The organism is Mycobacterium sp. 663a-19, from assembly GCF_035616495.1.
Taxonomy (GTDB): Bacteria; Actinomycetota; Actinomycetes; order Mycobacteriales; family Mycobacteriaceae; genus Mycobacterium.
In genome coordinates, this window is the sequence record NZ_JAPJAV010000005.1 from 247,360 (window position 1) to 272,438 (window position 25,079).

The 25,079-nt window shown below is 67.1% G+C and carries 24 protein-coding genes, 1 tRNA gene and 1 pseudogene; 19 read left to right on the top strand and 7 right to left on the bottom strand.

What is annotated here, in order from left to right; translation table 11 throughout:
* The first annotated feature begins 256 nt into the window (after positions 1-256).
* From OQ968_RS11475 to OQ968_RS11500, 6 genes and pseudogenes are all read left to right on the top strand, one after another.
* Entirely contained in the window at positions 257-697 is a 441-nt protein-coding gene (locus OQ968_RS11475) for a DUF402 domain-containing protein (RefSeq protein WP_324678012.1), read from the top strand.
* Positions 698-733: 36 nt separating this feature from the next.
* Positions 734-1,318 carry a DNA polymerase ligase N-terminal domain-containing protein gene (locus OQ968_RS11480; RefSeq protein ID WP_324677774.1) on the top strand — a complete coding sequence of 195 codons (585 nt, stop codon included), beginning with the start codon at positions 734-736 and terminating at the stop codon, positions 1,316-1,318.
* A complete protein-coding gene (ligD, locus tag OQ968_RS11485) occupies positions 1,315-2,313 on the top strand; it encodes a non-homologous end-joining DNA ligase (RefSeq protein WP_324677776.1) in 999 nt (332 codons plus the stop codon). Before OQ968_RS11480 ends, ligD (OQ968_RS11485) begins: the two co-directional genes overlap by 4 nt.
* Positions 2,310-3,212: a non-homologous end-joining DNA ligase gene (gene ligD / locus OQ968_RS11490; RefSeq protein ID WP_324678014.1), complete on the top strand. Its 903-nt coding sequence runs from the start codon at positions 2,310-2,312 to the stop codon at positions 3,210-3,212. Before ligD (OQ968_RS11485) ends, ligD (OQ968_RS11490) begins: the two co-directional genes overlap by 4 nt.
* A pseudogene (locus OQ968_RS11495) lies at positions 3,205-3,327 on the top strand (Fpg/Nei family DNA glycosylase); the annotation flags it as partial. The gene ligD (OQ968_RS11490) and the pseudogene OQ968_RS11495, both read left to right, overlap by 8 nt.
* Before the next feature lie 55 nt (positions 3,328-3,382).
* Positions 3,383-3,535 carry a hypothetical protein gene (locus tag OQ968_RS11500; RefSeq protein ID WP_324678036.1) on the top strand — a complete coding sequence of 51 codons (153 nt, stop codon included), beginning with the start codon at positions 3,383-3,385 and terminating at the stop codon, positions 3,533-3,535.
* Here OQ968_RS11500 and OQ968_RS11505 read toward each other — a convergent pair.
* Together OQ968_RS11505 and OQ968_RS11510 are read right to left on the bottom strand one after the other, a co-directional pair.
* On the bottom strand, positions 3,493-3,801 hold the full coding sequence (locus OQ968_RS11505) for a hypothetical protein (protein WP_324677778.1): 309 nt from the start codon (positions 3,799-3,801) through the stop codon (positions 3,493-3,495). The two genes, OQ968_RS11500 and OQ968_RS11505, sit on opposite strands and share 43 nt — an antisense overlap.
* Positions 3,802-3,973: 172 nt before the next feature.
* Entirely contained in the window at positions 3,974-4,351 is a 378-nt protein-coding gene (locus tag OQ968_RS11510) for a DUF732 domain-containing protein (RefSeq protein WP_324677780.1), read from the bottom strand.
* A gap of 1,144 nt (positions 4,352-5,495) precedes the next feature.
* Here OQ968_RS11510 and OQ968_RS11515 point away from each other — a divergent pair.
* From OQ968_RS11515 to OQ968_RS11525, 3 genes are all read left to right on the top strand, one after another.
* Positions 5,496-5,945, top strand: a complete 450-nt coding sequence (locus tag OQ968_RS11515) for a hypothetical protein (protein ID WP_324677782.1) — start codon at positions 5,496-5,498, stop codon at positions 5,943-5,945.
* A 314-nt stretch (positions 5,946-6,259) separates the two neighbouring features.
* Complete coding sequence (locus OQ968_RS11520; RefSeq protein ID WP_324677784.1) at positions 6,260-6,931, top strand: DNA-formamidopyrimidine glycosylase family protein; 672 nt, start codon at positions 6,260-6,262, stop codon at positions 6,929-6,931.
* A gap of 29 nt (positions 6,932-6,960) precedes the next feature.
* Positions 6,961-7,353 (top strand): hypothetical protein, encoded by a 393-nt coding sequence (locus tag OQ968_RS11525; protein ID WP_420715890.1) that lies wholly within the window; start codon positions 6,961-6,963, stop codon positions 7,351-7,353.
* Here OQ968_RS11525 and coaE read toward each other — a convergent pair.
* The 3 genes from coaE to polA form a co-directional block, all read right to left on the bottom strand.
* Complete coding sequence (coaE, locus tag OQ968_RS11530; protein WP_324677788.1) at positions 7,350-8,564, bottom strand: dephospho-CoA kinase; 1,215 nt, start codon at positions 8,562-8,564, stop codon at positions 7,350-7,352. The genes OQ968_RS11525 and coaE overlap by 4 nt on opposite strands.
* Positions 8,565-8,588: 24 nt before the next feature.
* Complete coding sequence (gene rpsA, locus OQ968_RS11535) at positions 8,589-10,034, bottom strand: 30S ribosomal protein S1 (protein WP_324677789.1); 1,446 nt, start codon at positions 10,032-10,034, stop codon at positions 8,589-8,591.
* A 203-nt stretch (positions 10,035-10,237) separates the two neighbouring features.
* Complete coding sequence (polA, locus tag OQ968_RS11540) at positions 10,238-12,898, bottom strand: DNA polymerase I (RefSeq protein ID WP_324678016.1); 2,661 nt, start codon at positions 12,896-12,898, stop codon at positions 10,238-10,240.
* Positions 12,899-13,034: 136 nt separating this feature from the next.
* Here polA and OQ968_RS11545 point away from each other — a divergent pair, with 136 nt between their 5' ends.
* Both OQ968_RS11545 and OQ968_RS11550 read left to right on the top strand, forming a co-directional pair.
* Positions 13,035-13,541, top strand: coding sequence for a Zn-ribbon domain-containing OB-fold protein (locus OQ968_RS11545; protein WP_324677791.1), 507 nt, complete (start codon positions 13,035-13,037; stop codon positions 13,539-13,541).
* A complete protein-coding gene (locus OQ968_RS11550) occupies positions 13,538-14,734 on the top strand; it encodes a lipid-transfer protein (protein ID WP_324677793.1) in 1,197 nt (398 codons plus the stop codon). Before OQ968_RS11545 ends, OQ968_RS11550 begins: the two co-directional genes overlap by 4 nt.
* 72 nt (positions 14,735-14,806) lie before the next feature.
* On the opposite strand, the gene OQ968_RS11555 is transcribed toward OQ968_RS11550, so the two are convergent.
* Positions 14,807-15,418: an ANTAR domain-containing response regulator gene (locus OQ968_RS11555; protein WP_324677795.1), complete on the bottom strand. Its 612-nt coding sequence runs from the start codon at positions 15,416-15,418 to the stop codon at positions 14,807-14,809.
* A gap of 112 nt (positions 15,419-15,530) precedes the next feature.
* Between OQ968_RS11555 and OQ968_RS11560 the strand changes: the two genes are divergently transcribed.
* A tRNA-Leu gene (locus OQ968_RS11560) sits at positions 15,531-15,607 on the top strand.
* Between the two features lie 149 nt (positions 15,608-15,756).
* Here the strand turns inward: OQ968_RS11560 and OQ968_RS11565 are convergent.
* Positions 15,757-16,389 carry a DUF732 domain-containing protein gene (locus OQ968_RS11565; RefSeq protein ID WP_324677797.1) on the bottom strand — a complete coding sequence of 211 codons (633 nt, stop codon included), beginning with the start codon at positions 16,387-16,389 and terminating at the stop codon, positions 15,757-15,759.
* 192 nt (positions 16,390-16,581) lie between these two features.
* Here OQ968_RS11565 and OQ968_RS11570 point away from each other — a divergent pair, with 192 nt between their 5' ends.
* The 7 genes from OQ968_RS11570 (at position 16,582) to cydC (ending at position 25,044) form a co-directional block, all read left to right on the top strand.
* Entirely contained in the window at positions 16,582-17,079 is a 498-nt protein-coding gene (locus OQ968_RS11570; RefSeq protein WP_324677799.1) for a DUF488 domain-containing protein, read from the top strand.
* Between the two features lie 40 nt (positions 17,080-17,119).
* A complete protein-coding gene (locus OQ968_RS11575) occupies positions 17,120-18,451 on the top strand; it encodes an adenylate/guanylate cyclase domain-containing protein (protein WP_324677801.1) in 1,332 nt (443 codons plus the stop codon).
* Between the two features lie 36 nt (positions 18,452-18,487).
* The gene (locus tag OQ968_RS11580) at positions 18,488-19,096 is read left to right on the top strand and encodes an HdeD family acid-resistance protein (RefSeq protein WP_420715891.1); all 609 of its coding nucleotides are present in this window, start codon (positions 18,488-18,490) and stop codon (positions 19,094-19,096) included.
* Between the two features lie 95 nt (positions 19,097-19,191).
* A complete protein-coding gene (locus OQ968_RS11585) occupies positions 19,192-20,664 on the top strand; it encodes a cytochrome ubiquinol oxidase subunit I (RefSeq protein ID WP_324677805.1) in 1,473 nt (490 codons plus the stop codon).
* A gap of 33 nt (positions 20,665-20,697) precedes the next feature.
* Positions 20,698-21,738: a cytochrome d ubiquinol oxidase subunit II gene (gene cydB, locus OQ968_RS11590; RefSeq protein WP_324677807.1), complete on the top strand. Its 1,041-nt coding sequence runs from the start codon at positions 20,698-20,700 to the stop codon at positions 21,736-21,738.
* Between the two features lie 56 nt (positions 21,739-21,794).
* Entirely contained in the window at positions 21,795-23,417 is a 1,623-nt protein-coding gene (cydD, locus tag OQ968_RS11595) for a thiol reductant ABC exporter subunit CydD (RefSeq protein WP_324678018.1), read from the top strand.
* The gene (gene cydC / locus OQ968_RS11600) at positions 23,404-25,044 is read left to right on the top strand and encodes a thiol reductant ABC exporter subunit CydC (RefSeq protein ID WP_324677809.1); all 1,641 of its coding nucleotides are present in this window, start codon (positions 23,404-23,406) and stop codon (positions 25,042-25,044) included. The genes cydD and cydC overlap by 14 nt, the downstream gene beginning before the upstream one ends.
* Positions 25,045-25,079 lie beyond the last annotated feature (35 nt).

Genomic DNA, 25,079 nt, shown 5'->3' on the forward strand with positions numbered 1-25,079 from the left:
TAGAGCCACGCACCGACAAGGTCTTCCCGCGAGTATCCGGGGCACCGCGGGGAGGGCCCCACCCGATCCCGGAAAGTGATATCGCCGGGTGCTTCGTTGCGGACCGATACTTGGGGGGTGAGTCGACCTGCCCCGGCCGTTCGGACGTCCCTGGTGCAAGATCCGCCGTTGACCCCGGTGACGTGACGCCATGCATCCGCCCAAGCACGAGACGTTCGACCTGGTCGCCCGCACCAACACCGACCCCAAGGGCATCGTGCGGGCCGTCGACGAGTACGCCGTGCACCCGTGGGGCCTCTACGTCGCCCGGCCCACCCCGGGCCGGGCCCAGTTCCACTACCTGGAGTCGTGGCTGCTGCCGTCGCTGGGCCTGCGCGCCACGGTGTTCCACTTCAACCCCGGCCACGAACGCGACCACGACTATTACCTGGACGTGGGCGAATTCACGCCGGGCCCCCGGTTGTGGCACGCCGAGGACCACTACCTCGACATCGAGGTCCGCACCGGGTCGGGAGCGGACCTGGCCGACGTCGACGAGCTGCTCGACGCCGTCCGCCACGGCCTGCTGACCCCCGAGGTCGCCGAGCGGGCGGTGCGGCGCGCCGTGGCGGCCGTCGACGGCCTCGCCCGCAACGGCTACGACCTGTCGCGCTGGCTGGCGGGCAACGGCATGCGGCTCACCTGGCGCGGCGGCTAGCAGTTTTCCGAACCCGCCGACGGGTATGCCTCCGACATGCCCCTGAGCGAATACCGGCGCAAACGGCGCTCCGGCCGCAGCCCCGAGCCGCGCGGCGAGCGGGGACGAAAGCGCGGGAAAGCCGCCCCGTCGGGCGATGGGCCCATTTTCGTCATCCAGCACCACGCGGCGCGCAGCGACCACTACGACTTTCGCCTCGAGATCGACGGCGTGCTCGTATCCTGGGCCATACCCAAGGGGCCGTCGACAAACCCGAAGGACAGGCGGATGGCGCGCCGCACCGAGGATCACCCGCTGGAGTACTCGGACTTCGAGGGAGTGATCCCCGAAGGCGAGTACGGCGCGGGCGGCGTCATCGTCTGGGACCGCGGAACCTACGACAACGCCACCCAACATGACATGTCCGAATGCCTTGAGCGCGGCCATCTTTCGTTCCGCCTACACGGCGAAAAGCTGGAGGGCGGTTTCGCGCTCACCCGGATTCGTGAGGGCAAAGACGAGACCTGGCTGCTGGTCAAACGCAGGGACGAGGACGCCGACGCGCGGCGAAAGCCGGTCAAGAGCCAGCCGGAATCGGTGCTGACCGGCCGCACGCTGGACGACCTGGACGAGTCGTCGTGACCGGTCTGGCCGACCTGCCCGATTCGGTGCGGGCGGCGTTGCACGACGAGGCGGTGCCCGAGTGGCGGTCGCCCACCCTGGCCACGCTGACCGAGAAGCGGTTCTCCGACCCGCAATGGATCTTCGAGCGCAAGTTCGACGGGATGCGCTGCCTGGCGTTCCGCGACGGCGACCGGGTGCGGCTGTTGTCGCGAAACCGCCAGCCGCTCAACGGAACCTACCCCGAGCTCGTCGACGCGTTCGTGGCCCAGCGCACCACCCGGTTCGTCGTCGACGGCGAGGTGGTCGCGTTCGAGGGACGGCGCACCAGCTTCGCCCGGCTGCAGGGCCGGCTGGGCATCACCAAGCCCGACGCGGCCCTGGTGTCGCGGATTCCGGTCTTCTACTACCTGCTCGACCTGCTGCACCTGGACGGTTCGCGCATCACCGACGTGCCGCTGTCGTGGCGTAAAAGACTGCTGCGCAACGCGATCGACTTCGGCGGCCCGCTGCGCTACGCGCCGCACCGCGTCGAGGATGGCATCGCCGCCTACCGGGCTGCCTGCGCCCGCGGCGACGAGGGAGTGATCGCCAAGCGGGCCGACTCTGTCTACGACGGGCGCCGCTCGCCGAACTGGCTGAAGTTCAAATGCGTTCGCGACCAGGAGTTCGTGGTCGGCGGCTACACCAGCCCCAAGGGCAGCCGAATCGAGTTGGGCGCGCTGCTGCTCGGCTACCACGAGGGCCGCGATTTCGTCTATGCCGGCAAGGTGGGCACCGGATTCGACGACGCCACGCTGCACAGCCTGCACGAGCGGCTGTCGCCCATCGAGCAGGACGCGCCCCCGTTCACCCGCGGCCTGGTGCACGAGAAGGGCGCCCACTGGGTGCGCCCGGAGCTGGTGGCGCAGATCGGGTTCACCGAGTGGACGCGCGACGGCAAGCTGCGCCACCCCCGCTACCAAGGGCTGCGCATCGACAAGGACCCCGGCGACGTTGTACGGGAGACACGCTGATGGCAGTTGAAGTCGAAATCACCCACCCGGACCGGGTGCTGTTCCCCGGCTCGTCCTCGCACAAGGAAATCACCAAGCGCGAACTGGTCGACTATTACGGCGAGGTGGCCGGCACGATGCTGCCGCACCTGCGGGACCGGCCGCTGAGCGTGCAACGGTTTCCCCGCGGCATCGACCAACAGGGGTTCGTGCAACAGGATTTCGCCGATTCGCTGCCGGACTGGATGAGCGCTGTCGAGGTCGCCAAGGAGGGCGGCACCGTCGTGCATCCGGTGGCCGACGGCCGGGAGGCGCTGCAATGGCTGGCCAACCAGAACTGCATCACGTTGCACGTGTGGCAGTCGCGCCGCGGTCGGCTGCACAACCCCGACAGGCTGGTGTTCGACCTCGACCCGTCCGACACCGACTTCGCGGTGGTGCGCGCGACGGCCCGCGCGACGGCCGGGGTGCTGGATGACCTCGGGCTGGCGTGCTACGTCCAGACCACCGGCTCGCGGGGGCTGCACGTGGTGGTCCCGGTGCGTCCCGACACCGATTTCGACACCGCCCGGCAGTTCGCCCGCGACGTCGCCGAGGTGGTCGCGGCCGACGACGCCGCGCACCGCACCGTGGAGGTGCGCAAGGACAAGCGGGCCGGCCGGGTGTATCTCGACGTGATGCGAAACGTGTACGCGCAGACCGCGGTTGCGCCGTATTCGGTGCGGGCCCGCCCGGGTGCGCCGGTGGCCACCCCGCTGGAGTGGGACGAGTTGAACAGCCGCGGCCTGCGGTCCGACCGGTTCACCATCCGCGACATCCCGAAACAGCTTGCCGGGCAACGTGATCCGTGGGCCGACATGTCGCGTCACGCCCGCTCGCTGAGCGGGCCCGCCGAGCGGCTGGCCAAACGTCGTGCCTGAACTGCCCGACGTGGAAGGGTTTCGGCGCGAGCTGGCCGGCCGTCACATCGAACGCGTGCAGGTTCACGGCCCGGGCATCCTGCGCAACACCACCGCCGCCGCGCTCGGACGCAGAAGACCTCCCGGAAGAAGCACAACGCGGTGTCGGTTGCCCCTATTACTGGCACGATGTGACCGATCGCCTACCAATTGATTTCGGCATCGCCCGCGCCGCCGATGAAACCCGGATGACCAAGTCCGGCCACCTGATCGGGACCTTCCAATACATCGCCAAAAGCTGCTACCTTGCTGCGGCAACAGGTTGGATGGAAAATCCAAATTGACTGAGCGGCTCAAGTGCTGCAGCCCCGCCCGCCTCCGTGGCAACGAAGTCTGTAATTGTTTTACCCTTGATGCACGATGCATAGTACCCGTTGCGGAAAATTGAGATATCGTTGCGCATCAAAAAGTTATCGTTCCATTCGCCAATTAAGATAGGTCCTGAGTGGTCCTTGGCGCCGCAGAATCCTCCTCCGCTTGCGTTTCGGAAAGCATTTCTTCCATTATTAAATGTTCCTTGCGCACATATAGCCGCTAGCCAGTCGTCCATAGACCCGCTGATCGAGCCCGGCGCAGATCCCCCCGCACCGGTGTCTCGTGGTGACGGCGACGAGGCCGGTGACGGCGATGAGCATCCCGCCAGTATCGCGATGGCTGAGATGACGGTCACTAGTAGCTTATTCATCTGGATGCTCCTTCGGGTTGTCGCGCGGCAAGCAAAACTAGCAACCGGGTGACTGGGGAAGATCGGCGCAAACCCATGGCAACTGATGCTTTGAAGCAACGTCTCCGCAGTAGCTATTCACCGCTACCGAGATGGGGGACTGGATTTGTTCGGTACTCAGATTCGGTAACGACCGCCCCATGTTGGTGACGCGTTCATTAGGGCTTGCCCCACCGCCTGCAGGACCCAAGTCAAGGCCAATACGGTGGCCTAATGCGATCTCCGAAGCGAGGTTCGGCTCGTGAAGGGTCGCCGGGTTCATGCCCAGCATGTTCAACTCCTGCAGATAATCAATGTCGTTCTGATCGGCATGTGCGATGGGAGCCAGAGCCAGCGTTGCGGAGACGACGGCGATGGTGGGAATGGTGATGTTCATCGGTCACCTCTCTGTGCCGATGTGGCGTTGATATCGGATACCAGCCTCCTCGATGAAGGCGCGTAGTGTATCGATTATTGAGAAATCAGCGCTCAGCTATGCCGCAGCCTGCCCTCGTGCTCTCTTAACGCCTGCCTTTCCCAAGCCAAGATCTTCGTTCGTGGACCAGCTAGTTCAAAACGATCACATTGCTGCATGAGGCGGAGCAGAATCTATGCGGCCGAAGCTAGGCCGCCAAAGGGGCGGGGGGACCACCCGTACCCGCCTCCGCACGGGAGGGAGCAGATAGATGACCAGAGGTGTAGTGACCTGTCCAAACGGCCACGAGAATCCTGCGAGTCAGCATTTTTGTGGTCGATGCGGGCTTCGGATTAATGAGACCGATCAGGCCGATGTTCCTGGGCGTGCATCGCCGAACACCGCTTGGCCGTCGGATTCCGCAACGCCCACACTCGGCGCTAAAGCATCTTCACTACCGCGATGGCTAATCATCGCAGCGATCGCGATCATCGCATTGGTGATATTCCTGGTGACGCAGAAACCGTGGGAGAGCCAGCAGTACAAGGATTGCGTGCGCGCTAATCAGAGCCAGGTCAACGGCACAACCATAACGGAGGCGGGCATAGAACAGTACTGCCACCAACTGTACGGCTAACTATGCGTTTAGGCCTCCGTGGCTGCGTTGTCTTGATGCCGAAGGAATGCGCGACGCTGGGAGACTTTTATGACTGACGAGTTGCGGGTTACAGGCGGAATCGCGATGGATTGTTCGCTGTGTGGTGCGGGTAGCGTCGCGGACCCGGCGGCGTCGGAACATCGTTGTCCGACGTGCGGTGGACTGACATCGTTCAGGCGCTGTAAACGGTGTAAAAAAGCACTCTATTTCGGGCCGAGCCTGACACTCCCTGGCATTAAGCGATGGAAGTGCCTGGCTTGTGGTAAGCAGGACTGGCGGGTCTACTGGCAAGCTGCTCCGATCTCTGATTTCGGCAAACCCCAGTGGATTCTTAGTCTCTACGGGGGCCGCGTGCGAGATGTTTTGTCGGATCCCCAGCGCAGACGTATCGACGGCCCGATACTCTCGTTGACCGGCGTATCTGGTATTGCAACCGGCGGATGCACTGTCATATTTGACTGCGACTTGGTGACCGTGATGGTCGGGGATGTGTCCAACCAAATGCGGCTTAACTACTCAGATATCACTTCGCTACAGGTGGCAGGTCGTGGAGATTTCGTGAACACATGCGGCGGTGGTTGGTGGGGAGGGGGCTTTGGCGCTAAGGGAATCCTTGAAGGTGTCGCGTTCGCCACGGTCATGAATGCGTTGACCACTCGCAAGCAAAAGTTCACAGAAACGATAATCCATCTCAACTGGAACGCAGGAAGCCTGACGCTTCTCAACACGCAGCTCCCACCGGGCCAGTGGGCATCGCTTTTGTCGCCTGTGGTCCAGCGGATAGAAGCGCATCAGCAATCTGCGCCAACGGCAGCTGCGCAGGGCGAACTAACCGCTGATGAGAAGGTGTGTCCGTACTGTGCGGAGACAATCAAGGCAGCGGCCATAAAGTGCCGTTACTGCGGATCTGACGTGTAGAAATCGCTGATCCCGCGCCCCCACCAACCCCGATGCTGTCTTGGTTCGACGTTCTGTGAACTCGCATGTCTCCCAAAGCTTTTCCCTCCTGTCGGGTCGCAACTCCATTAGCGGCGGGACGGTCAGGATGGCATCGAGCAGTTTTCGCGCTTCTCATCGTCGTAGGTGTTCTCGGCGGTGAGAGCCAGAAGAGCTTGGATCGCCGCATCACCGGTGTCAACTACGCCGTCGGATTTCACACTCGTCACCATTGACCTGGATACAGACATTAGAGGAGCCACGGCAGCACCAGGGTCGTCAAGCACAATGCCCTAATGCGACACCGACAGCTCGGACGCAGCTGCGCGGGGCACCGTTTCAAGGGTCCACGCCGGCACGGCAAGTGGCTGATCCTGCCCACCGACGGCCCAACCCTGCTGGTGCACAGAGGCATGACCGGCCACCCCTACCACGCCGAGGACGGCGCCGAGCCGCAGCGCTTCGAGCGGCTGACGGTGTCGCTGGACAGCGGCGAGCTGCGCTACGCCGACATGCGCAAGCTGCGCGGCGTGTGGCTGGCCGCCGACGAGGATGACATCGGGCACATCACCGGCCCGCTGGGCCCCGACGCGTTGGGCCTGAGCCTGCGGGAGTTTCGCGACGTGCTGTCGGGGCGACGCGGCGCGCTCAAGCCGACGCTCATGGACCAGTCGGTGATCGCCGGGCTCGGCAACCTGCTCACCGACGAGATCTGCTGGCGGGCCAGGCTGCGGCCGGCTCACCCGGTCGCCGAGCTGGACGACGACGACATCAAGCGCCTTCATGCCGCGATGACCCGGGTGCTGCGCACCGCGGTTCGGCACGGCCGGGTGCCCGGCCTGCCCCGCTGGCTGACCGCGGTGCGCGACGAGCCGGACCCTAGCTGCCCGCGCTGCGGCACCCGGCTCGCGCGCGGGCGGGCCGGCGGCCGGATGTCGTTGTGGTGCCCGCGCTGCCAGCCCGAGTAATCTCAGCAGCTATGAGCAAGCGTCGATGGATGCCGATCGCCGCCCTGACGGTTATCGCCGCCGGCTTCCAGCTAACTCCCGCGACTGCGCACGCGGACCTGCACAACATCACCTACCGGGCCAGGGTCGACGCGATGACCACCGGCAGCCAGGTCGCCTTCATGGTCAAGGACGGCCAGACGATGAGCACCGGCCTGAGCTCGTTGCCCGGCAACGTATTCGAGGCCGACACCGTGCTGCCCGATCCGGCGCAGGCCGGCATGCGGGTCGTGCTTCATTGGCCCTATGCGGCGAACGTGCACTGCGAGATCGCCGTGGATGACAACATTGCCACCCAGGCTGATCGGATGGTCGCGCCGGCGCCAAACAGCAGCGATCCGATGAACGGCGTACTGGCTTGCGGCGCACCACTGCCCGGCTAGGGCCGCCAGCCCGTGGCGTCGGCCCATTCCCACGCCCGCCGGTACGCGTCGAGGTACCACGGCTCCTTGGCGGCGACGTAGCGCGCGGTGTCACCCTTGCCCCGCTTTTCGGCGTCGCGCTTGACGGCCAGGTAGTCGGCGCGCACGCCGGGGTTGGCGACCAGCCAGTCCACGAGCAGCAGGGCGAACTGCTGATTGGGCCAGCCGTCGACGCGGATGTGCACCTGGGTGGGGCGGCCGGGGTCGGCCGAGGCGTGAATCCGCTTGTGCCACAACGCCGGATCGTCGCTGTGGTCGTAGCGCGCGACGGAGCTGCGGGCGTCGCGTTTCGCGACGTCGTCGGTGATCCCTTCGATGCGCGGGTAGCCGGCCGCCAGCAACGGTTCGGCGAGTTCGTCCGCCGCCGCCAGTGATTCGACGGTGATCTGGATGTCGATGACGTCCTTGGCGTCGAAGTCGGGCACCGCGGTCGACCCGATGTGGTCCACCCGAATCGCGCGGTGACCGCAGGCGGTGCGCAACCGATTGATGATCCGGCGCGCCTGCTCGGGCCAGGTCGGGTCGGCCGGCGCCAACCGGGCCGGGGCCCGCGCGACCCGATGCTGGGCCACGTTGTGCGCGAACGGCAGTATCCGGTTGTGCCACGCGTCGCGCGCCCGGCGCACGAAATCCGCTGGGCTGCCCGAGTTGTCCAGCCAGATGTCGGCGACGGCGCGGCGCTGCTCGTCATCGGCCTGCGCGGCGATCCTGGCGCGGGCGTCCTGTTCGGACATGCCGCGCTGCTCGACCAGCCGTCGCACCCGCAGCTCGACGTCGGCGTGCACCACGACAACGAGTGGGAACAGCGGCGCCATCCCGGATTCCACCAGCAACGGGATGTCCTCGACGACGACGGCGTCCTCGGACACCGCCGCGATGATCTCCGCGCGGCGCTTGGCCACCAGGGGGTGGACGATCCCGTTGAGCACCTTGCGCGCGTCGTCGTCGGCGAAAGCCTTGGCGGCCAGGGCCGGCCGGTCCAGCGAGCCGTCGGGGAGCAGGATGTCCTCGCCAAACGCCGCGACGAGCGAGGCCAGCCCCTCGGTTCCGGGCCGCACCACCTCTCGCGCGATGACGTCGCCGTCGACGATGATCCCGCCGCACTCGGCGAACGTGGCGGACAGCAGGGATTTCCCGGCGCCGATGCCGCCGGTCAACCCGATGCGAAGCATTACGCGGACGCGACCCGGAAAAGGTTATGCGTTGCCGGCGAGCTTTTCCCGCAGCGCGGCCAGCTGGGCGTCGCTGGCCAACGACCCGCCGGCGGCCTTCTCGGCGGGAGCGCCGTTGCCCGGCGGCTGTTCGCCACCGCTGGGCGCGGCCGCCTCGGCGGCGGCGAACTTCTCCATCTGCGCGGTGTGCATCTTGTGCCGGCGCTCGGCCTCGGCGTAGCGGGCCTCCCACTCGGTGCGCTGGGCGTCGTATCCTTCCAGCCACTCGTTGGTTTCCGGGTCGAAGCCCTCGGGGAAGATGTAGTTGCCCTGCTCGTCGTAGCTGTCGGCCATGCCGTACTTGGCGGGGTCGAACTCCTCGGTGTAGTCCTCGTTGGCCTGCTTGAGTGACAACGAGATTCGGCGCCGCTCCAGGTCGATGTCGATGACCTTGACCATCGCGTCGTCGCCGACCGCGACCACCTGGTCGGGCACCTCCACGTGCCGCTCGGCCAGCTCGGAGATGTGCACCAGGCCCTCGATGCCCTCCTCGACGCGGACGAACGCGCCGAACGGCACCAGCTTGGTGACCTTGCCCGGCACGATCTGGCCGATGGCGTGGGTGCGGGCGAAGTGCCGCCACGGGTCTTCCTGAGTCGCCTTGAGCGACAACGAAACCCGCTCGCGGTCCATGTCGACGTCGAGCACCTCGACGGTGACCTCGTCGCCGACCTGGACCACCTCGGACGGGTGATCGATGTGCTTCCAGGACAACTCGGAGACGTGCACCAGGCCGTCCACACCGCCGAGGTCGACGAACGCGCCGAAGTTGACGATCGAGGAGACCACGCCCTTGCGGATGGCGCCCTTCTGCAGCTGGTTGAGGAACTCGCTGCGCACCTCGGACTGGGTCTGCTCGAGCCACGCCCGCCGCGACAGCACCACGTTGTTGCGGTTCTTGTCCAGCTCGATGATCTTGGCCTCGATCTCCTTGCCGATGTAGGGCTGCAGGTCTCGGACCCGGCGCATCTCGACCAGCGAGGCGGGCAGGAAGCCGCGCAACCCGATGTCGAGGATCAGCCCGCCCTTGACGACCTCGATCACCGTGCCCTTGACGGCCTCGTCCTTCTCCTTGAGCGCCTCGATGGTGCCCCAGGCGCGCTCGTACTGCGCGCGCTTCTTGGACAGGATCAGCCGGCCCTCTTTGTCCTCCTTGGTCAGAACCAGGGCCTCGACCTCGTCACCGACGGAAACGACCTCGTTGGGGTCGACATCGTGCTTGATGGAGAGCTCGCGGGCGGGGATGACGCCCTCGGTCTTGTAGCCGATGTCGAGGAGCACCTCGTCCCGGTCCACTTTGACGATCGTGCCCTCGACGATGTCGCCATCGTTGAAGTACTTGATCGTTTTGTCTATTGCGGCGAGAAAATCCTCGCTCGAGCCAATGTCGTTGACGGCTACTTGCGGCGAGGTGACGGCGGGACTCGGCATGTTGTTGGGTTGCTCCGGACAGGTTGGGTCGTAGGGACAATTCGGGATTTACCTGTTGAGGCTACTCGACGTGGCGCACGCTGGACAAACCGGTCGGCCGCCGCCGGCCGCGGCGACCTGGCCGAACGTCGACCGCGAACGCGACGTGGCACCCAATTGACCAGCTGGTAAGGCCAATTGACCAGCCAGTAATGCGTGGCCCGCTAGTGCGCGGCGGCGTCCCAACTGCGGCCGTAACCCACCGAAACCTCCAGCGGCACGTCCAGCGGGTAGGCGCCGCCCATTTTTTCGCGCGCCAGCGCCTCGAGTTGCTCGTGCTCCCCGGGCGCGACTTCGAACAGCAATTCGTCGTGTACCTGCAACAGCATGCGCGACGACAGCCCGGCCTCCTTGATCGCGGTCTCGACCTCGATCATCGCCACCTTGATGATGTCGGCCGCGCTGCCCTGGATCGGCGCGTTGAGCGCCGCCCGCTCGGCGGCCTCCCGCACCTGCCGATTGCTGCTGTCCAGCTCGGGCAGATAACGCCGGCGGCCCAACACCGTTGAGGTGTAGCCGTCCTTGCGAGCCTGCTCGACGACGTCCATCAGGTAGTCGCGCACCCCGCCGAACCGGGCGAAGTAGGCGTCCATCTGTTCCTTCGCTTCCTCGGTGGAGATTTTCAGCTGCTGCGACAGGCCGTACGCGCTCAGCCCGTAGGCCAATCCGTAGGACATCGCCTTGACCCGGCGGCGCAACTCGGCGGTGACCTCCTCGATCGGCACGCCGAACGCGCGCGATGCCACGAACGAGTGCAGGTCCTCGCCTGTGTTGAACGCCTCGATGAGGCCCTCGTCGCGGGACAGGTGCGCCATGATGCGCATTTCGATCTGGCTGTAGTCGGCCGTCATCAGCTCGGCGTAACCCTCGCCGACCACGAATGCGTCGCGGATCCGCCGGCCGGCCTCGGTGCGGATCGGAATGTTCTGCAAATTCGGCTCGGTCGACGACAGCCTGCCCGTCGCCGCGATGGTCTGGTTGAACGTGGTGTGGATGCGCCCGTCGGAGGCAATGGAGTTCAGCAACCCGTCCACGGTGACTTTGAGCCGGGTGGCGTCCCGGTGGGCGAGCAGATGCTGCAGGAACGGGTGTGCGGTCTTGTCGAACAGCGACTGCAGGGCGTCCGCGTCGGTCGTGTATCCGGTCTTGGTGCGCTTGGTCTTCGGCATGCCCAGCTCGTCGAACAGCACCGCCTGCAATTGTTTTGGCGAGCCCAGGTTGATCTGCTTGCCGATCACCGCGTAGGCCGCCTCGGCCGCGTCGCGGATCTGGTGGGCGAAGTCGCTTTGCAGCTCGCTGAGCAACTTCAAATCGACTGCGATACCGGCGTTTTCCATGCCCGCCAGCACCCGCTGCACCGGCAGCTCCATGCCGCTCAGCAGCGAGGTTGAGTTGATGCGGGCCAGCTCCTCGTCGAGCGCGTCGGCCAGGTCCAGCACCGCCACGGCGCGCAGCATCAGCGTCTGCACCGCCTGGTCGTCCGTACCCTCGGGGTCGTCGAGCAGCGAAAGCTGTTGCTGCTCAGGGTTTTCGGCGCGCAACTCCCGGCGCAGGTAGCGCAGCGAAAGGTCGTCGAGGGAGAAGCTGCGCTGCCCGGGCCGCACCAGGTAGGCCGCCAGCGCGGTATCGGAGGTGACGCCCGCGAGTGTCCAGCCCCGCCCGCCGAGGTCGTGCATCGCCAGCTTGGCCTCGTGCAGCGCCTTGGGCGAGCCGGGATCGGCCAGCCAGGACGCCAGCGCCGCCTCGTCGTCGGGGCCCAGCGTCGAGGTGTCGATGTAGCGGCCGTCGCGGTCGGCGGACACGATGGCCAGCGCGGTGGCGTCGGCGTCGTAGGCCAGGTGGGTGCCCACGACGGCCAGGCCGAACCGCTTGCCCGAGTCGCGCTCGGCCAGCCAGGCCGCCAGCTCACCGGGCTCGAGCGCGCCGCCGCGCACGTCGAAACCCTCCTCGACCTCGGGTTCGACGGCGGCCAGCGTTTCGAACAACCGGTCGCGCAGCACCCGGAACTCCAGGTCGTCGAAGAGCCGGTGGATCTGGTCACGATTCCAGGGCAGCAACCGCAGCGTGTCGGGGGTCTGCGCCAGCGGCACGTCCTTGACGAGGTCGGTGAGCTCCCGGTTGCGCACCACGCTGGCCAGGTGCGCGCGCAGCGCGTCACCCACCTTGCCGCGCACCGAGTCGACGTTGTCGACCAGCCCCTGCAGCGAGCCGTATTCGGCGATCCACTTCGACGCGGTCTTCTCCCCCACGCCGGGGATGCCGGGCAGGTTGTCGCTGGGATCGCCACGCAGCGCGGCGAAGTCGGGGTATTGCGTGGGCGTCAGCCCGTACTTCTCGACGACGGCGTCCGGGGTGAAGCGGGTGAGTTCGCTGACGCCCTTGCGCGGATACAGCACCGTCACGTCGTCGCTGACCAACTGCAGCGCGTCGCGGTCGCCGGTGACCACCAGCACGCGGTACCCCTCGTTCTCGGCCTGGGTGGCCAGCGTCGCGATGAGGTCGTCGGCTTCGAATCCGGGCTCCGCGAGCACCGTGATGCCCAGCGCGCCCAGCACTTCCTTGGTGATGTCGATCTGCCCGTGGAACTCGTCCGGCGTTGCCGTCCGTGTCGCCTTGTACTCCGGGTAACGCTCGGAGCGGAAGGTCTGCCGCGACACGTCGAACGCCGCCGCGATGTGCGTCGGGGCCTCGTCGCGCAGCAGGTTGATCAGCATGGCGGTGAAGCCGTACACCGCGTTGGTGGTCAGCCCGCCGCGCGTCTTGAAGTTCTCGGCGGGCAGCGCGTAGAACGCCCGGAAGGCCAGCGAGTTGCCGTCCAGCAGCATCAGCGTGGGCTTCGTTTGTTCCTCGGTCTTCCGGTCGGGCACGCTCTCACTCTAGGCACCCGGTGTGACGGGTCGCGGCCTGCGGCAGAACTGCAACACGTTTCAGTTTTGCGGCTTCGCTGGGTACGCTGGCCCGGTGCCAGAGGTCACCCGCCAAGAACCGGCGATCGAGGGATGGTTCGCCACCGATGCCGGCGGCGACGCGCATCTGATCGGCGCCCAGTGCCCCCAGTGCCGCACCTACGTCTTCCCGCCGCGAGAAAACAACTGCCCCAATCCGGCCTGCGCCGGCGACGCGCTGCAGCCCGTCGCGCTGTCGAGGCGCGGAAAGCTGTGGAGCTACACCGAGAACCGCTACGCGCCGCCCCCGCCGTATCCTTCGCCGGATCCCTTCGAGCCGTTCGCCGTTGCGGCGGTGGAGCTGGCCGAGGAGGGGCTGATCATCCTGGGCAAGGTGGTCGAGGGCACGCTGGCGGCCGACCTGAGGGTCGGCATGGAGATGGAGCTGACGACGATGCCGCTGTTCACCGACGACGACGGCGTGCAGCGCGTCGTGCACGCGTGGAAGCGCGCCGGCGACGATAAACAGAGCAGTGCGATCGAAAAAGGGGTGGAGGAGCGGCGCAAAGGGAGGGCCTCATGACGGAGCCGCTCTACATCCTGGGTGCCGGCATGCACCCCTGGGGCAAGTGGGGCCGAGACTTCACCGAATACGGCGTGGTCGCCGCCCGCGCCGCGCTCGCCGAGGCCGGCCTGGACTGGCGGCAGATCCAGCTCGTCGCGGGCGCGGACACCATCCGCAACGGTTATCCGGGATTCGTCGCCGGCGCGACGTTCGCGCAGAAGCTGGGGTGGAACGGCATTCCCGTCAGCTCGAGCTACGCCGCGTGCGCCAGCGGTTCGCAGGCCCTGCAGAGCGCCCGGGCCCAGATCCTGGCCGGGTTCTGTGACGTCGCGCTGGTGATCGGCGCCGACACCACCCCGAAGGGCTTCTTCGCGCCCGTCGGCGGCGAGCGCAAAAACGACCCCGACTGGCAGCGGTTTCATCTGATCGGCGCGACCAACACGGTGTACTTCGCGCTGCTGGCGCGCCGGCGGATGGACCTGTACGGCGCCACGCTGGAGGACTTCGCCCAGGTGAAGGTCAAGAACTCCAGGCATGGCCTGAACAACCCGAATGCCCGCTACCGCAAAGAGAACTCGATCGACGACGTGCTGGCCAGCCCCGTGGTCTCGGACCCGCTTCGGCTGCTGGACATCTGCGCCACCTCCGACGGCGCGGCGGCGCTGATCGTGGCCAGCGCCGACTTCGCCCGCAAGCACCTCGGCTCGCTCGACGGTGTGCCGTCGGTGCGCGCGGTCAGCACGGTGACGCCGCGCTACCCCCAGCATCTGCCCGAATTGCCGGACATCGCAACGGATTCCACCGCCGCGGTGCCCGCGCCGGACCGGGTGTTCAAGGACCAGATCCTCGATGCGGCCTACGCCGAGGCGGGCATCGGGCCCGAGGACCTGAGCCTGGCCGAGGTCTACGACCTGTCCACCGCGCTGGAGCTGGACTGGTACGAGCACTTGGGCTTGTGCCCCAAAGGTGAAGCCGAGGCCCTTCTCCGCAGCGGCGCCACCGCGATCGGCGGCCGCGTCCCGGTCAACCCGTCGGGCGGGCTGGCCTGCTTCGGCGAGGCAATCCCCGCCCAGGCCATCGCGCAGGTCTGCGAGCTGACCTGGCAACTGCGCGGGCAGGCCACCGGCCGGCAGGTGGAGAACGCCACCGTCGGCGTCACCGCCAACCAGGGCCTGTTCGGCCACGGCTCCTCGGTGATCGTCGCGCGGTAATTACTGCCGAGCAGACGCAAAAGCCCCCGACACGCCGACGTTTTGGGTGCTTTTGCGTCTGCTCGCGGGGGGTTAGTCTTCCGCGTCGAGGGTTTCCAGGACGACCTCGGCCACCCGTTTCATGGTGGTCCGCCGGTCCATGGCGGCACGCTGAATCCACTTGAACGCCTCGGGCTCGGTCATGCCCTGCTTGGTCTGCAGCACGCCCTTGGCGCGCTCGACGAGCTTGCGGGTCTCCAGCCGGTCCGACAACGTGGCCACCTCGTGTTCCAGCGCGCTGATCTCGCTGAACCGGCTGACGGCCAACTCGATGGCGGGGATCAGGTCGCTGATGGTGAAGGGCTTCACCAGGTAGGCCATCGCCCCGGCGTCGCGGGCGCGTTCGACCAGATCGCGCTGACTGAAGGCGGTCAGCACCACGATCGGCGCGATGCGCTTGCTGGCGATTTCCGACGCGGCGTCGATCCCGTCGCGGCGCGGCATCTTGACGTCCATGATCACCAGGTCGGGCTTGTGCCGCTCGGCCAGTTCGACGGCCTCCTGGCCGTCGCCGGCCTCGCCGACAATCTCGTAACCCTCTTCCCGAAGCATCTCGGCCAAGTCCAGTCGGATGAGCGCTTCGTCTTCCGCGATCAGGACCCGGCGCGGAGCGGCGGCGTCGGTGTCGGTCGTGGAGCCTGTCATGACGGACATTGTGTCGTGGACCTACGCAACCAGCGACGTCGGGGGCGGCGAGGCACCGGACCGCGCCAGATTCTCTATGGTGGGAGGCTGCCTTTAAGGTAGGAGCCGAGAAGCCCTCGTATCCCAACTGGCAGAGGAAACGGACTCAAAACCCGTACAGTGTGGGTTCGAATCCCACCGAGGGCACCAAGCGAGGCTCGGACATGCGGATTCGTTGCGGTACAACCAATTCGAGATGGCACCAGAGGCTGGACGCGACGAGTTCACCGTCGGCACAGGCGATTTGACCTCGTGCCGTTTGTCGCGCGCCCGCAGGGCCTAGCAGGCTGGCCGAGCGGTCATGGTGCGAGCGTGACGATGCCGGGTTCCATCGGCGGTGTCGGGGTCACCCCGCCGGTACCACCACCATTGCCGCCCCCACCGCCACCGGCTCCTGGTGGAGGACCGACAACGGGAGGCGCCTTCTTCGCCGGGGCGGGCGCCGCCGCCTGTGGCGGATTCAGCGTCTTGGCGTTCGGCACCTGTGGTAGCGGCGGGACCGGATTGGCGGCATTGGCTCCGTCGATGAAGGCGGTCAACGTCACCCGGTGCCGTGATCCATTCCGGTTGATGAAGCCCACCTGGTGGTTGGGGCAGTAGGCTCCCGCTGACGCCCTGACGAATCTGATCGCCGTCCGATGAAGACGGCCGGGGTCGGCGCCGGGGGTGGCGGAATTGGCGAAGTTCTCGAATTCGTTCACGACGGTGCCCGTTGGGACGCCACTGTTCAACTCGCCACAAACCTGATGGGCCGTCTTTTCGAGGTCGGGTATGCCCGACACGGCCGGGATACCTTCCTGACTGAGTAGCGCCAGGAACTGGTCATCCTGGCCGGAGTCAGCCGCTGCGGGGGCGGCTCGCAGAATTGCGGCGCCTGTCAGCACCACGATGGGGGCAACCAGGGAGCCGAGGTGGGTAATGCCGGTCAACATGGCAAGGATTTCCTTTCTGCTAGCTCACCCGATAGGTGTTGGATTGCGATCTATGCCACACGCGTGGCTCTCGATCGGTTTCCCCGCCGGCCTGAGAATTAACTGGTCATTTCCCGTTAATTGGCCATTTGTTGGTGTGCAAATGGTCGATCGGCCGCTAAACTGCGCGGCGCGCTCAGGGGCGCCTACTTGATGCTGTACACAATCGGCCACGGCCCGAAAACCGCCCAGCAACTCACTGCCGTGCTTCGCCAGCACGGCATCACGCTGCTGGTCGATGTGCGGAGTTTCCCGGGCTCACGGCGCAATCCCGATGTGTCAAAGCAAGCAATGCCGGGCTGGCTGAATGCCGCCGGGATCGACTACCGGCATGAACCGGATCTTGGTGGACGACGCAAGCCGCCGGCCAACCCGGTACCGCGGGACCAATGGTGGGAGAACCCGGCGTTCGCCAATTACGCCGCGCACACCCGCACGCCCGAGTTCCAGGCGGCATACCGGCGGCTCCTGCAAGATGCCGAGGCCCGCGACGTGGCCGTGATGTGCGGGGAACCGACCTGGTGGCGTTGCCACCGGCGGATGATCGCCGACCTGGCCACCCGGGATGGTCATCCGGTGCAGCACATCATGCCCAACGGCTCGCTGTCACCGCACCGCGCTTCCGATTGGCTCACCCGCGACCTGGACTAGATGGCCGACAAACACCGAGGTCAGCGGTTAGGCTTGCACCATGGCCGCGAAAGCATGCGGTGCCTCATCGAGTGGAGCGGACGGCGTCGCACGACGCGCAGACTGCGTCGCGGCCGTGCGGGCGCAAACCCGCGACCGCAATCAGCACTACGCCGACAGCGCCGCGCGCCGGGCCCGAATCCTCACCATCAGCGCATGGCTGGCCGTCATAGTCAGCGCCAGCTTCGTGTGCGTGCAAGTCATCACCGGGGCCTGGTCCTGGCAGATCAGCTCGATCAACGTCGTCGCCGCGACGATCTTCGCGTTTGTGCCGTGGTTGCAGCGATTCGGCGGATTGGTTGCGCCGCTTACGTTTTTGGGTGCGGCGTATGTCTCGGTCTTCGCCAGCGTCTGGGACGTCGGCACCGCTTCGGGATCGCAGTTCTTCTTCCTGGTCGGCGCCTGCATCGTCGTGCTGTTGCTGGGAATCGAACACATCGTGTTGGCGTCCGTGCTGGCGGCCGTTTCCGCCGGCCTGATCATCGTGGTCGAGTTTCGGGTGCCGCGTGACACCGGCCTGCAGCCGGCCTGGGCCACGTCGCTGGGCTTTGTCATCACCGCCGTCTCGAGTGTGGTGATGGTGGTCGTCACGGTGTGGTTCGCCCTGCGCGACACCGACCGCGCCGAGGCGATCATGGAGGCCCAGTACGAACGTTCCGAGGCGCTGCTGACGAACATGTTGCCGGCGAGCATCGCCGAGCGGCTCAAGGAGTCCGAGCGAAGCATCATCGCCGACAAGTACGACGACGCCTCGGTGCTGTTCGCCGACATCGTCGGCTTCACCGAACGCGCCAGTGGCACGGCGCCGGCCGAGCTGGTGCGCTTCCTCAACCGCCTCTACAGCGATTTCGACGCGCTGGTCGACAAGCACGGGCTGGAGAAGATCAAAGTCAGCGGCGACTCCTACATGGTGGTCAGCGGGGTTCCGCGGCCCCGGCCCGACCACGTGCAGGCGCTGGCGGACTTCGCGCTCGAGATGGTCGATGTTGCTGCCGGACTGAAGGATCCGCACGGACTCCCGCTGCCCTTGCGGGTCGGCATGGCGTGCGGCCCGGTGGTCGCGGGGGTCGTCGGCTCGCGGCGATTCTTCTACGACGTGTGGGGCGACGCGGTCAACGTCGCGTCGCGCATGGAATCCACCGACTCGGCCGGACGGATCCAGGTGCCCGAGGACGTCTACGAGCGCCTCAAGGACGAGTTCGTGCTGCAGGAGCGCGGTCGCATCGAGGTCAAGGGCAAGGGCACCATGCGCACCTGGTATCTGGTCGGCCGCAAGGCCCCGGCCGACGACACGGCCGATCGAGTCGAGGAATCGCACACGGCCCGCGTCTGATTCGTTGGTCTTCGGTCCCTATACGCGAACCGGCGTTTGTGCCAGACTGCGGCCATGACTACCTCCCCTGAGACAAGTCCTGGAAACCCGCCCACTCCGAGCTTGTTGCCCCACCTGTGGAAGTCCACGCTGGTATCGGGAATTCTGTCGCTGATCCTCGGCGTTCTGGTGCTGGCCTGGCCGGGAATATCCATCCTGGTCGCCGCCATCTGGTTCGGCGTCTATCTGGTGATCACCGGCATCGCGCAGGTCGTGTTCGCGTTCAGCCTGCACGTCACCGCCGGGAGCCGAATCCTGTTGTTCATCAGTGGCGCAGCGGCATTGATCCTGGCCTTGCTGGCGTTTCGGCATTTCGGCCAGGGGTACGCGGTCTTGTTGCTGGCCATCTGGATTGGCGTCGGGTTCATCTTCCGCGGTGTGGCCACGACGATTTCGGCGATCCAGGACCCGCACCTGCCGGGACGCGGGTGGTCGATCTTCGTCGGCGTGATCAGCCTGCTCGCCGGCATCATCATCATCGCGTCGCCGTTCGACTCGATCGTGACCCTGACGTTGGTCGTCGGCGTCTGGTTCGTCGTCATCGGCGTCTTCGAGATCGTCTCGTCGTTCGGGATCCGTAAGGCCTCAACCACCCTCGGCCGCTGAGGCCGCGTGCGCTCGGCCGTAGCATCAGTCCAGCCGATCTACTACACTGCGTCGTAGATGGCGGGTACGCCCTCGTAGTCTTCGGGAGATGACACATGAATGTCGTCGACATTTCGCGGTGGCAGTTCGGCATCACCACCGTCTACCACTTCATCTTCGTGCCGCTGACCATCGGTTTGGCTCCCCTGCTCGCCGTCATGCAGACGGTGTGGGTGGCCACCGGCAACACCGCTTGGTACCGCCTGACCAAGTTCTTCGGCAAGCTGTTCCTGATCAACTTCGCCATCGGCGTGGCAACGGGAATCGTGCAGGAATTCCAGTTCGGCATGAACTGGAGCGAGTACTCCCGCTTCGTCGGCGACATCTTCGGCGCGCCGCTGGCCATGGAAGGACTGTTCGCCTTCTTCTTCGAATCCACCTTCATCGGATTGTGGATCTTCGGCTGGAGCCGGCTGCCCAAACTGGTTCACTTGGCGTGCATCTGGATCGTCGCGATCGGTGTCAACGTTTCGGCGTTCTTCATCATCGTGGCGAACTCGTTCATGCAGCACCCGGTCGGCGCGCACTACAATCCCGTGACGCACCGCGCCGAATTGAACAGCATCACCGCGCTGCTCTCCAACAACACTGCGCGCTGGGCGTTTTTGCACACGGTGACCGGGGCCTTGCTGACGGCCGCGACGTTCGTCGCCGCCGTCGGCGCGTGGTGGCTGGTCCGTTCCCGCAACGCCGCATCCGCGACCCCTACCGTTGAGTCGAACGGCCGCACCATGTTTCGCCCGGCGGTCATCCTGGGGTGCTGGGTTGCGCTGGCCGCGGCCCTCGCCTTGTTCTTCACCGGTGACCAGCAGGGCAAGCTGATGTTCGTTCAGCAACCGATGAAAATGGCGTCGGCGGAATCGCTTTGCGACACCCAAACGGATCCGGAGTTCTCCATCCTCACGGTCGGCCGGCAGAACAACTGCGACAGCCTCTACCGCGTGATCGAGGTGCCCAACGTGCTGCCGATCCTGGCTCAAGGCCGAATCAGCGGCGTCACCTTGCAGGGTGTGCGCGACATCCAGCGGGACTACCAACTCCGATTCGGGCCAAACGACTACCGCCCCAACCTCTTTGTCACCTACTGGTCGTTCCGCGCGATGATCGGGCTGCTGGCGATCCCACTGCTGTTCGCCCTCACGGCGTTGTGGCTGACCCGCGGTGGCCGGATCCCCGACCAGCGGTGGTTCTCCCGGTTCGCGCTGGTGACCATTCCCACCCCATTCCTGGCCAACATCTCCGGGTGGGTGTTCACCGAGATGGGCCGCCAGCCCTGGATCGTGGCCCCCAATCCGACCGGTGACCAACAGGTGCGGTTCACCGTCCACGAGGCGGTCTCGAACCACGATTCCGGGATCGTTATCACCTCGCTGGTGACGTTCACCCTGGTGTACGCCGTGCTCGCCGTCGTGTGGTTCTACCTGCTCAAGCGCTACATCGTCGAAGGGCCACAGGAACACGACGCCGAACCGGCCGCGCCGGCGGCACCCGGCGAGCACGAAGTGGCACCACTTTCCTTCGCCTACTAGGCCGCCTACTAGGCATAAGAAAGGAGCTGACCGGTGCAACTGCAAGAGGTGTGGTTCGGCATCATCGGGCTGCTGTTCCTCGGTTTCTTCATCTTGGAGGGCTTCGACTTCGGCGTCGGCATGTTGATGGAGCCGCTCGCCCGGCTCGGCTCGGGCGACCGGGAAATCAACCGACGCGCCACGCTCAACACCATCGGGCCGGTGTGGGACGGCAACGAGGTCTGGCTGATCACCGGCGGCGCGGCAATGTTCGCCGCGTTCCCCGGCTGGTACGCCACGGTGTTCTCGACGCTGTACCTGCCGCTGCTGGCCATCCTGTTCGGCATGATCCTGCGCGCCGTGGCGATCGAATGGCGCGGCAAGGTCGACGACTCGAAATGGCGCGGCTGGGCCGATTTCGGGATCGCGGCCGGATCCTGGCTACCCGGTGTGCTGTGGGGGGTGGCATTCGCCATCCTGGTCCGCGGGCTGCCGGTGGACGGCGCCGGCCACATCCGCCCGTCGATCACCGATATCCTCAACGCCTACACCCTGCTGGGTGGCCTGGCCACCGCGGGACTGTTCCTGCTCTACGGCGCGGTGTTCATCGCTTTGAAGACGTCGGGCCCGCTGCGTGACGACGCGCACCGATCCGCGGTGCGGCTATCGCTTCCGGTGACCGGACTGGTTGCGGCATTTGGGCTTTGGACACAGCTGGCGCACGGCAAGGGCTGGACCTGGGTGGTGCTGGGGGTCGCGGTCGTGGCGCAGCTCGCCGCGGTGCTGCTGGTGTGGCGTCGCGTGTCGGACGGGTGGGCATTTGCGTGCACCGCGTTGGTCGTCGCGGCCGTGGTGGTGCTGCTGTTCGGCGTCCTGTATCCGAACCTGGTGCCCTCGACGCTCAACGACCAATGGAACGTGACGATCTACAACGCCTCGTCGACCCCGTACACCCTCAAGATCATGACGTGGGTGACCGCCTTCATGGCCCCGCTGACGGTCGTGTATCAGGCGTGGACGTATTGGGTGTTCCGGCAACGGATCTCGGCCGAGCAGATCCCGCCGCCCATCGGCCTGGCGAGGCGCGCCTCCTGAGCGCACAGGGCTCCCGCGCGCCGCTGGACCCGAGACTGTGGCGGGCGTCGACCGCGCTGCGCCGGTTCCTGGCGGCCGCGGTGGGGTGCGGGGTGGTGATCTCCGGCTGCGCGATCGGCTCGGCGATTGTGCTGGCGGGCATCGTCGCACGCGTGATCACCGATCCCTCGGCGCGAGGCCTGCGCGGCTGGCTGGGGCCGCTGTCGATCCTGTTGGCGCTGTGGGCCGTCCGCACCGTGACGCACTGGCTGCAGGCGCGGCTGGGCCAGCGGGGAGCCAGCGCGGTGATCGCCGATCTCAACGGGCAGGTGCTGGCGGCGGTGACCGCCCGGCAGCCCCATGAGCTCGCCGCGCAGCGTGATGCCGCCGCGGTTGTGGTCACCCGCGGCCTCGACGGCCTGCGGCCCCATTTCACCGGCTACCTGCCCACCCTGCTGCTCGCCGCGATCCTGACCCCGGCCACCGTCGCCGTCATCGCCCTCTACGACCTGAAATCGACGCTCGTCGTGGTGATCACCCTGCCGCTGATCCCGATTTTCATGGTGCTGATCGGGCTGGCAACGGCCGAGCGGTCGGCGGCCGCGCTGACCGCGATGACGACCCTGCAGGGGCGGCTGCTGGATCTGATCGCCGGCATCCCCACGCTGCGAGCGCTGGGCCGCGCCTCGGGCCCCGAACACCGGATCGCCGAACTCGCTGCCGCGCACCGGCGCTCGGCGATGGCGACGCTACGGATCGCCTTCCTGTCGGCGCTGGTGCTCGAATTGCTGGCCACCCTCGGCGTGGCGCTGATCGCGGTCGGCATCGGCCTTCGCCTGGTGTTCGGCGAAATGACCCTGGCCACCGGCCTGACCGTCCTGCTGCTGGCCCCCGACGTGTATTGGCCGCTGCGTCGCATCGGGGTGGAATTCCATGCCGCCCAAGACGGTAGAGCCGCCGCCGACAGGGCGTTCGACCTCATCGGCGAACCGACCGCGCCCGTGGTGCGCACCGGGACGGTAACCGCGCGGGGCGCACAGATACGGCTCGAGAAGCTCAGCGTGGCCGGCCGAGACGGCCACTCGCCGTGCGATCTCTCCGCGGTGATCGAGCCCGGTCGGGTGACGGTGCTGACCGGACACAATGGCGCGGGAAAGACCACCACCCTGCAGGCGATCGCCGGCCTCGCCGTCCCGTCGTCGGGCCGGGTCACGGTGGCCCGGGTCGACGTCGCCGACCTCGAGCCCGCCGGATGGTGGCGGCAACTGTCCTGGCTGCCGCAGCGTCCGGTGCTGATCCCCGGCACCGTCGGCGACAACCTGCGCCTGCTCGGCGGCCTCGGCGGTCCGCGAGACCTCGAAAGTGCCTGCGCCGCTTCCGGATTCGATGCGGTGCTGGCCGAGCTGCCCGACGGGCTGGACACCGTGCTCGGGCGCGGCGGCGTCGGCCTGTCCCTGGGACAGCGGCAGCGGCTGGGCCTCGCCCGGGCGCTCGGATCGCCGGCCCCGGTGCTGCTGCTCGACGAGCCGACCGCGCACCTGGACGCCGACACCGAGGATCGGGTGCTGCGCGCCATCGTCGGGCGCGCCCGCGCCGGTGCGACCGTCGTGGTCGTCGGGCATCGCGCGCCCGTCGTGGCAATCGGTGACCAACTCGTCGAGGTGGTCTCGGACGCTCAGGTGCGTTATGCGCCGGCCTGACCCGCTGCTGGCCGCCGCGGGCTTGTTGCGGCCCCGGCTGCCGCGGCTGGTGGCCGCCGTCGCGCTGGGCGTGCTGTCGCTGGGCAGCGCGCTGGCCCTCGCCGGGATTTCGGCGTGGCTGATCACGCGGGCGTGGCAGATGCCGCCCGTGCTGGACCTGTCGGTCGCGGTCGTCCTGGTGCGCACGTTCGCGATTTCGCGGGGCGTGCTGCACTACTGCGAGCGACTAGCCACCCACGACACCGCGCTGCGCGCCGCCGGCACCGCGCGGGCACGCATCTACCGCCGGCTGGCCCACGGGCCGGCTTCGGCCGCCGTTCGGCTGCCCAGCGGTGAGTTGGTGGCGCGGGTGGGTGCCGACGTCGACGAACTGGCCGACGTCCTGGTCCGTGCCCTGGTCCCGATGTGTGTCGCGGCGGTGCTGGGGCTGGCGGCGACCGTTGCCATCGCGGTCATCTCGCCGCCGGCCGCCGCGGTGTTGGCGATCTGCCTGTTGATCGCCGGCGTGGTGGCACCCCGGCTCGCGGGAAGAGCCGCCGCCACCCGGGAAGAGGTTGCCCGGCAACATCATTCCGAGCGCGACACGTCGGCGATGATCGCCCTCGAACACGCGCCCGAGCTTCGTGTCGCCGGCGTGCTCCCCGACCTCATCGCCGAATCGCAACGCCGCCAACACGCCTGGGGTGACGCGCTCGACGCCGCCGCCCGGCCGGCCGCCGTCGCCGAGGCGGTGCCCACCGCCGCGGTCGGGGTCAGCGTGCTCGGCGCGGTGGCGGCCGGGATCGGGATGGCGGCCACCGTCGCGCCCACCACGCTGGCGGTGCTGATGCTGTTGCCGCTGTCCGCGTTCGAAGCGATGACTCCCCTGCCGGCCGCCGCCGTTCAGTTGACCCGGTCGCGGATCGCGGCGCGCCGCCTGCTCAGCCTGGCCCCGGCCTCCCGCCAGGCGCGGCCCACGAAGGCCCCGCCAGTGCCGGTAGACGCCGAGCGGTTGTCCGCCGACGTCCGTTCCGGTCACGCGGGTTCGGCGCGGTCCACCCGGGTGAGGCTTGACCTGCCGCCCGGCGCGCGGCTGGCGGTCACCGGGCCCAGCGGCTCGGGCAAGACGACGCTGCTGATGACGCTCGCCCGACTGCTGCCCGCATTGCAGGGCGAGGTGACGCTGGACGGCGTCGACCTGTGCCTGTTCGACGAAGACGAATTGCACCGCGCCGTCACATTTTTCGCCGAGGACGCGCACATCTTCGCCACCACCGTCCGGGACAACCTGCTGGTTGCCCGCGGCGACTGCCGCGACGACGAACTGGAGGCGGCGCTGGGGGCGGTCGGGCTCGGCGACTGGCTCGCCGGCTTGCCCGAGGGCCTGTCCACGGTGCTCACCGGTGGCGCGCAAGCGGTTTCGGCCGGACAGCGCAGGAGGCTGCTGCTGGCGAGGGCCGTGCTCTCACCCGCCCGGATCGTGCTGCTCGACGAGCCCACCGAGCACCTCGACGCGGCCGACTCCGAACGGGTTGTGCGCGACCTGCTGGTTCAGGGCCACGGGCTGATGCCCGGCGACCGGACGGTGGTGGTGGCCACCCATCACCTGCCCAGCGACGTTGGCTGTCCCGAGATACGGCTCGGCTAGCCGAATTGACTGTGAATCCTGGGCGTCGGGGGTGA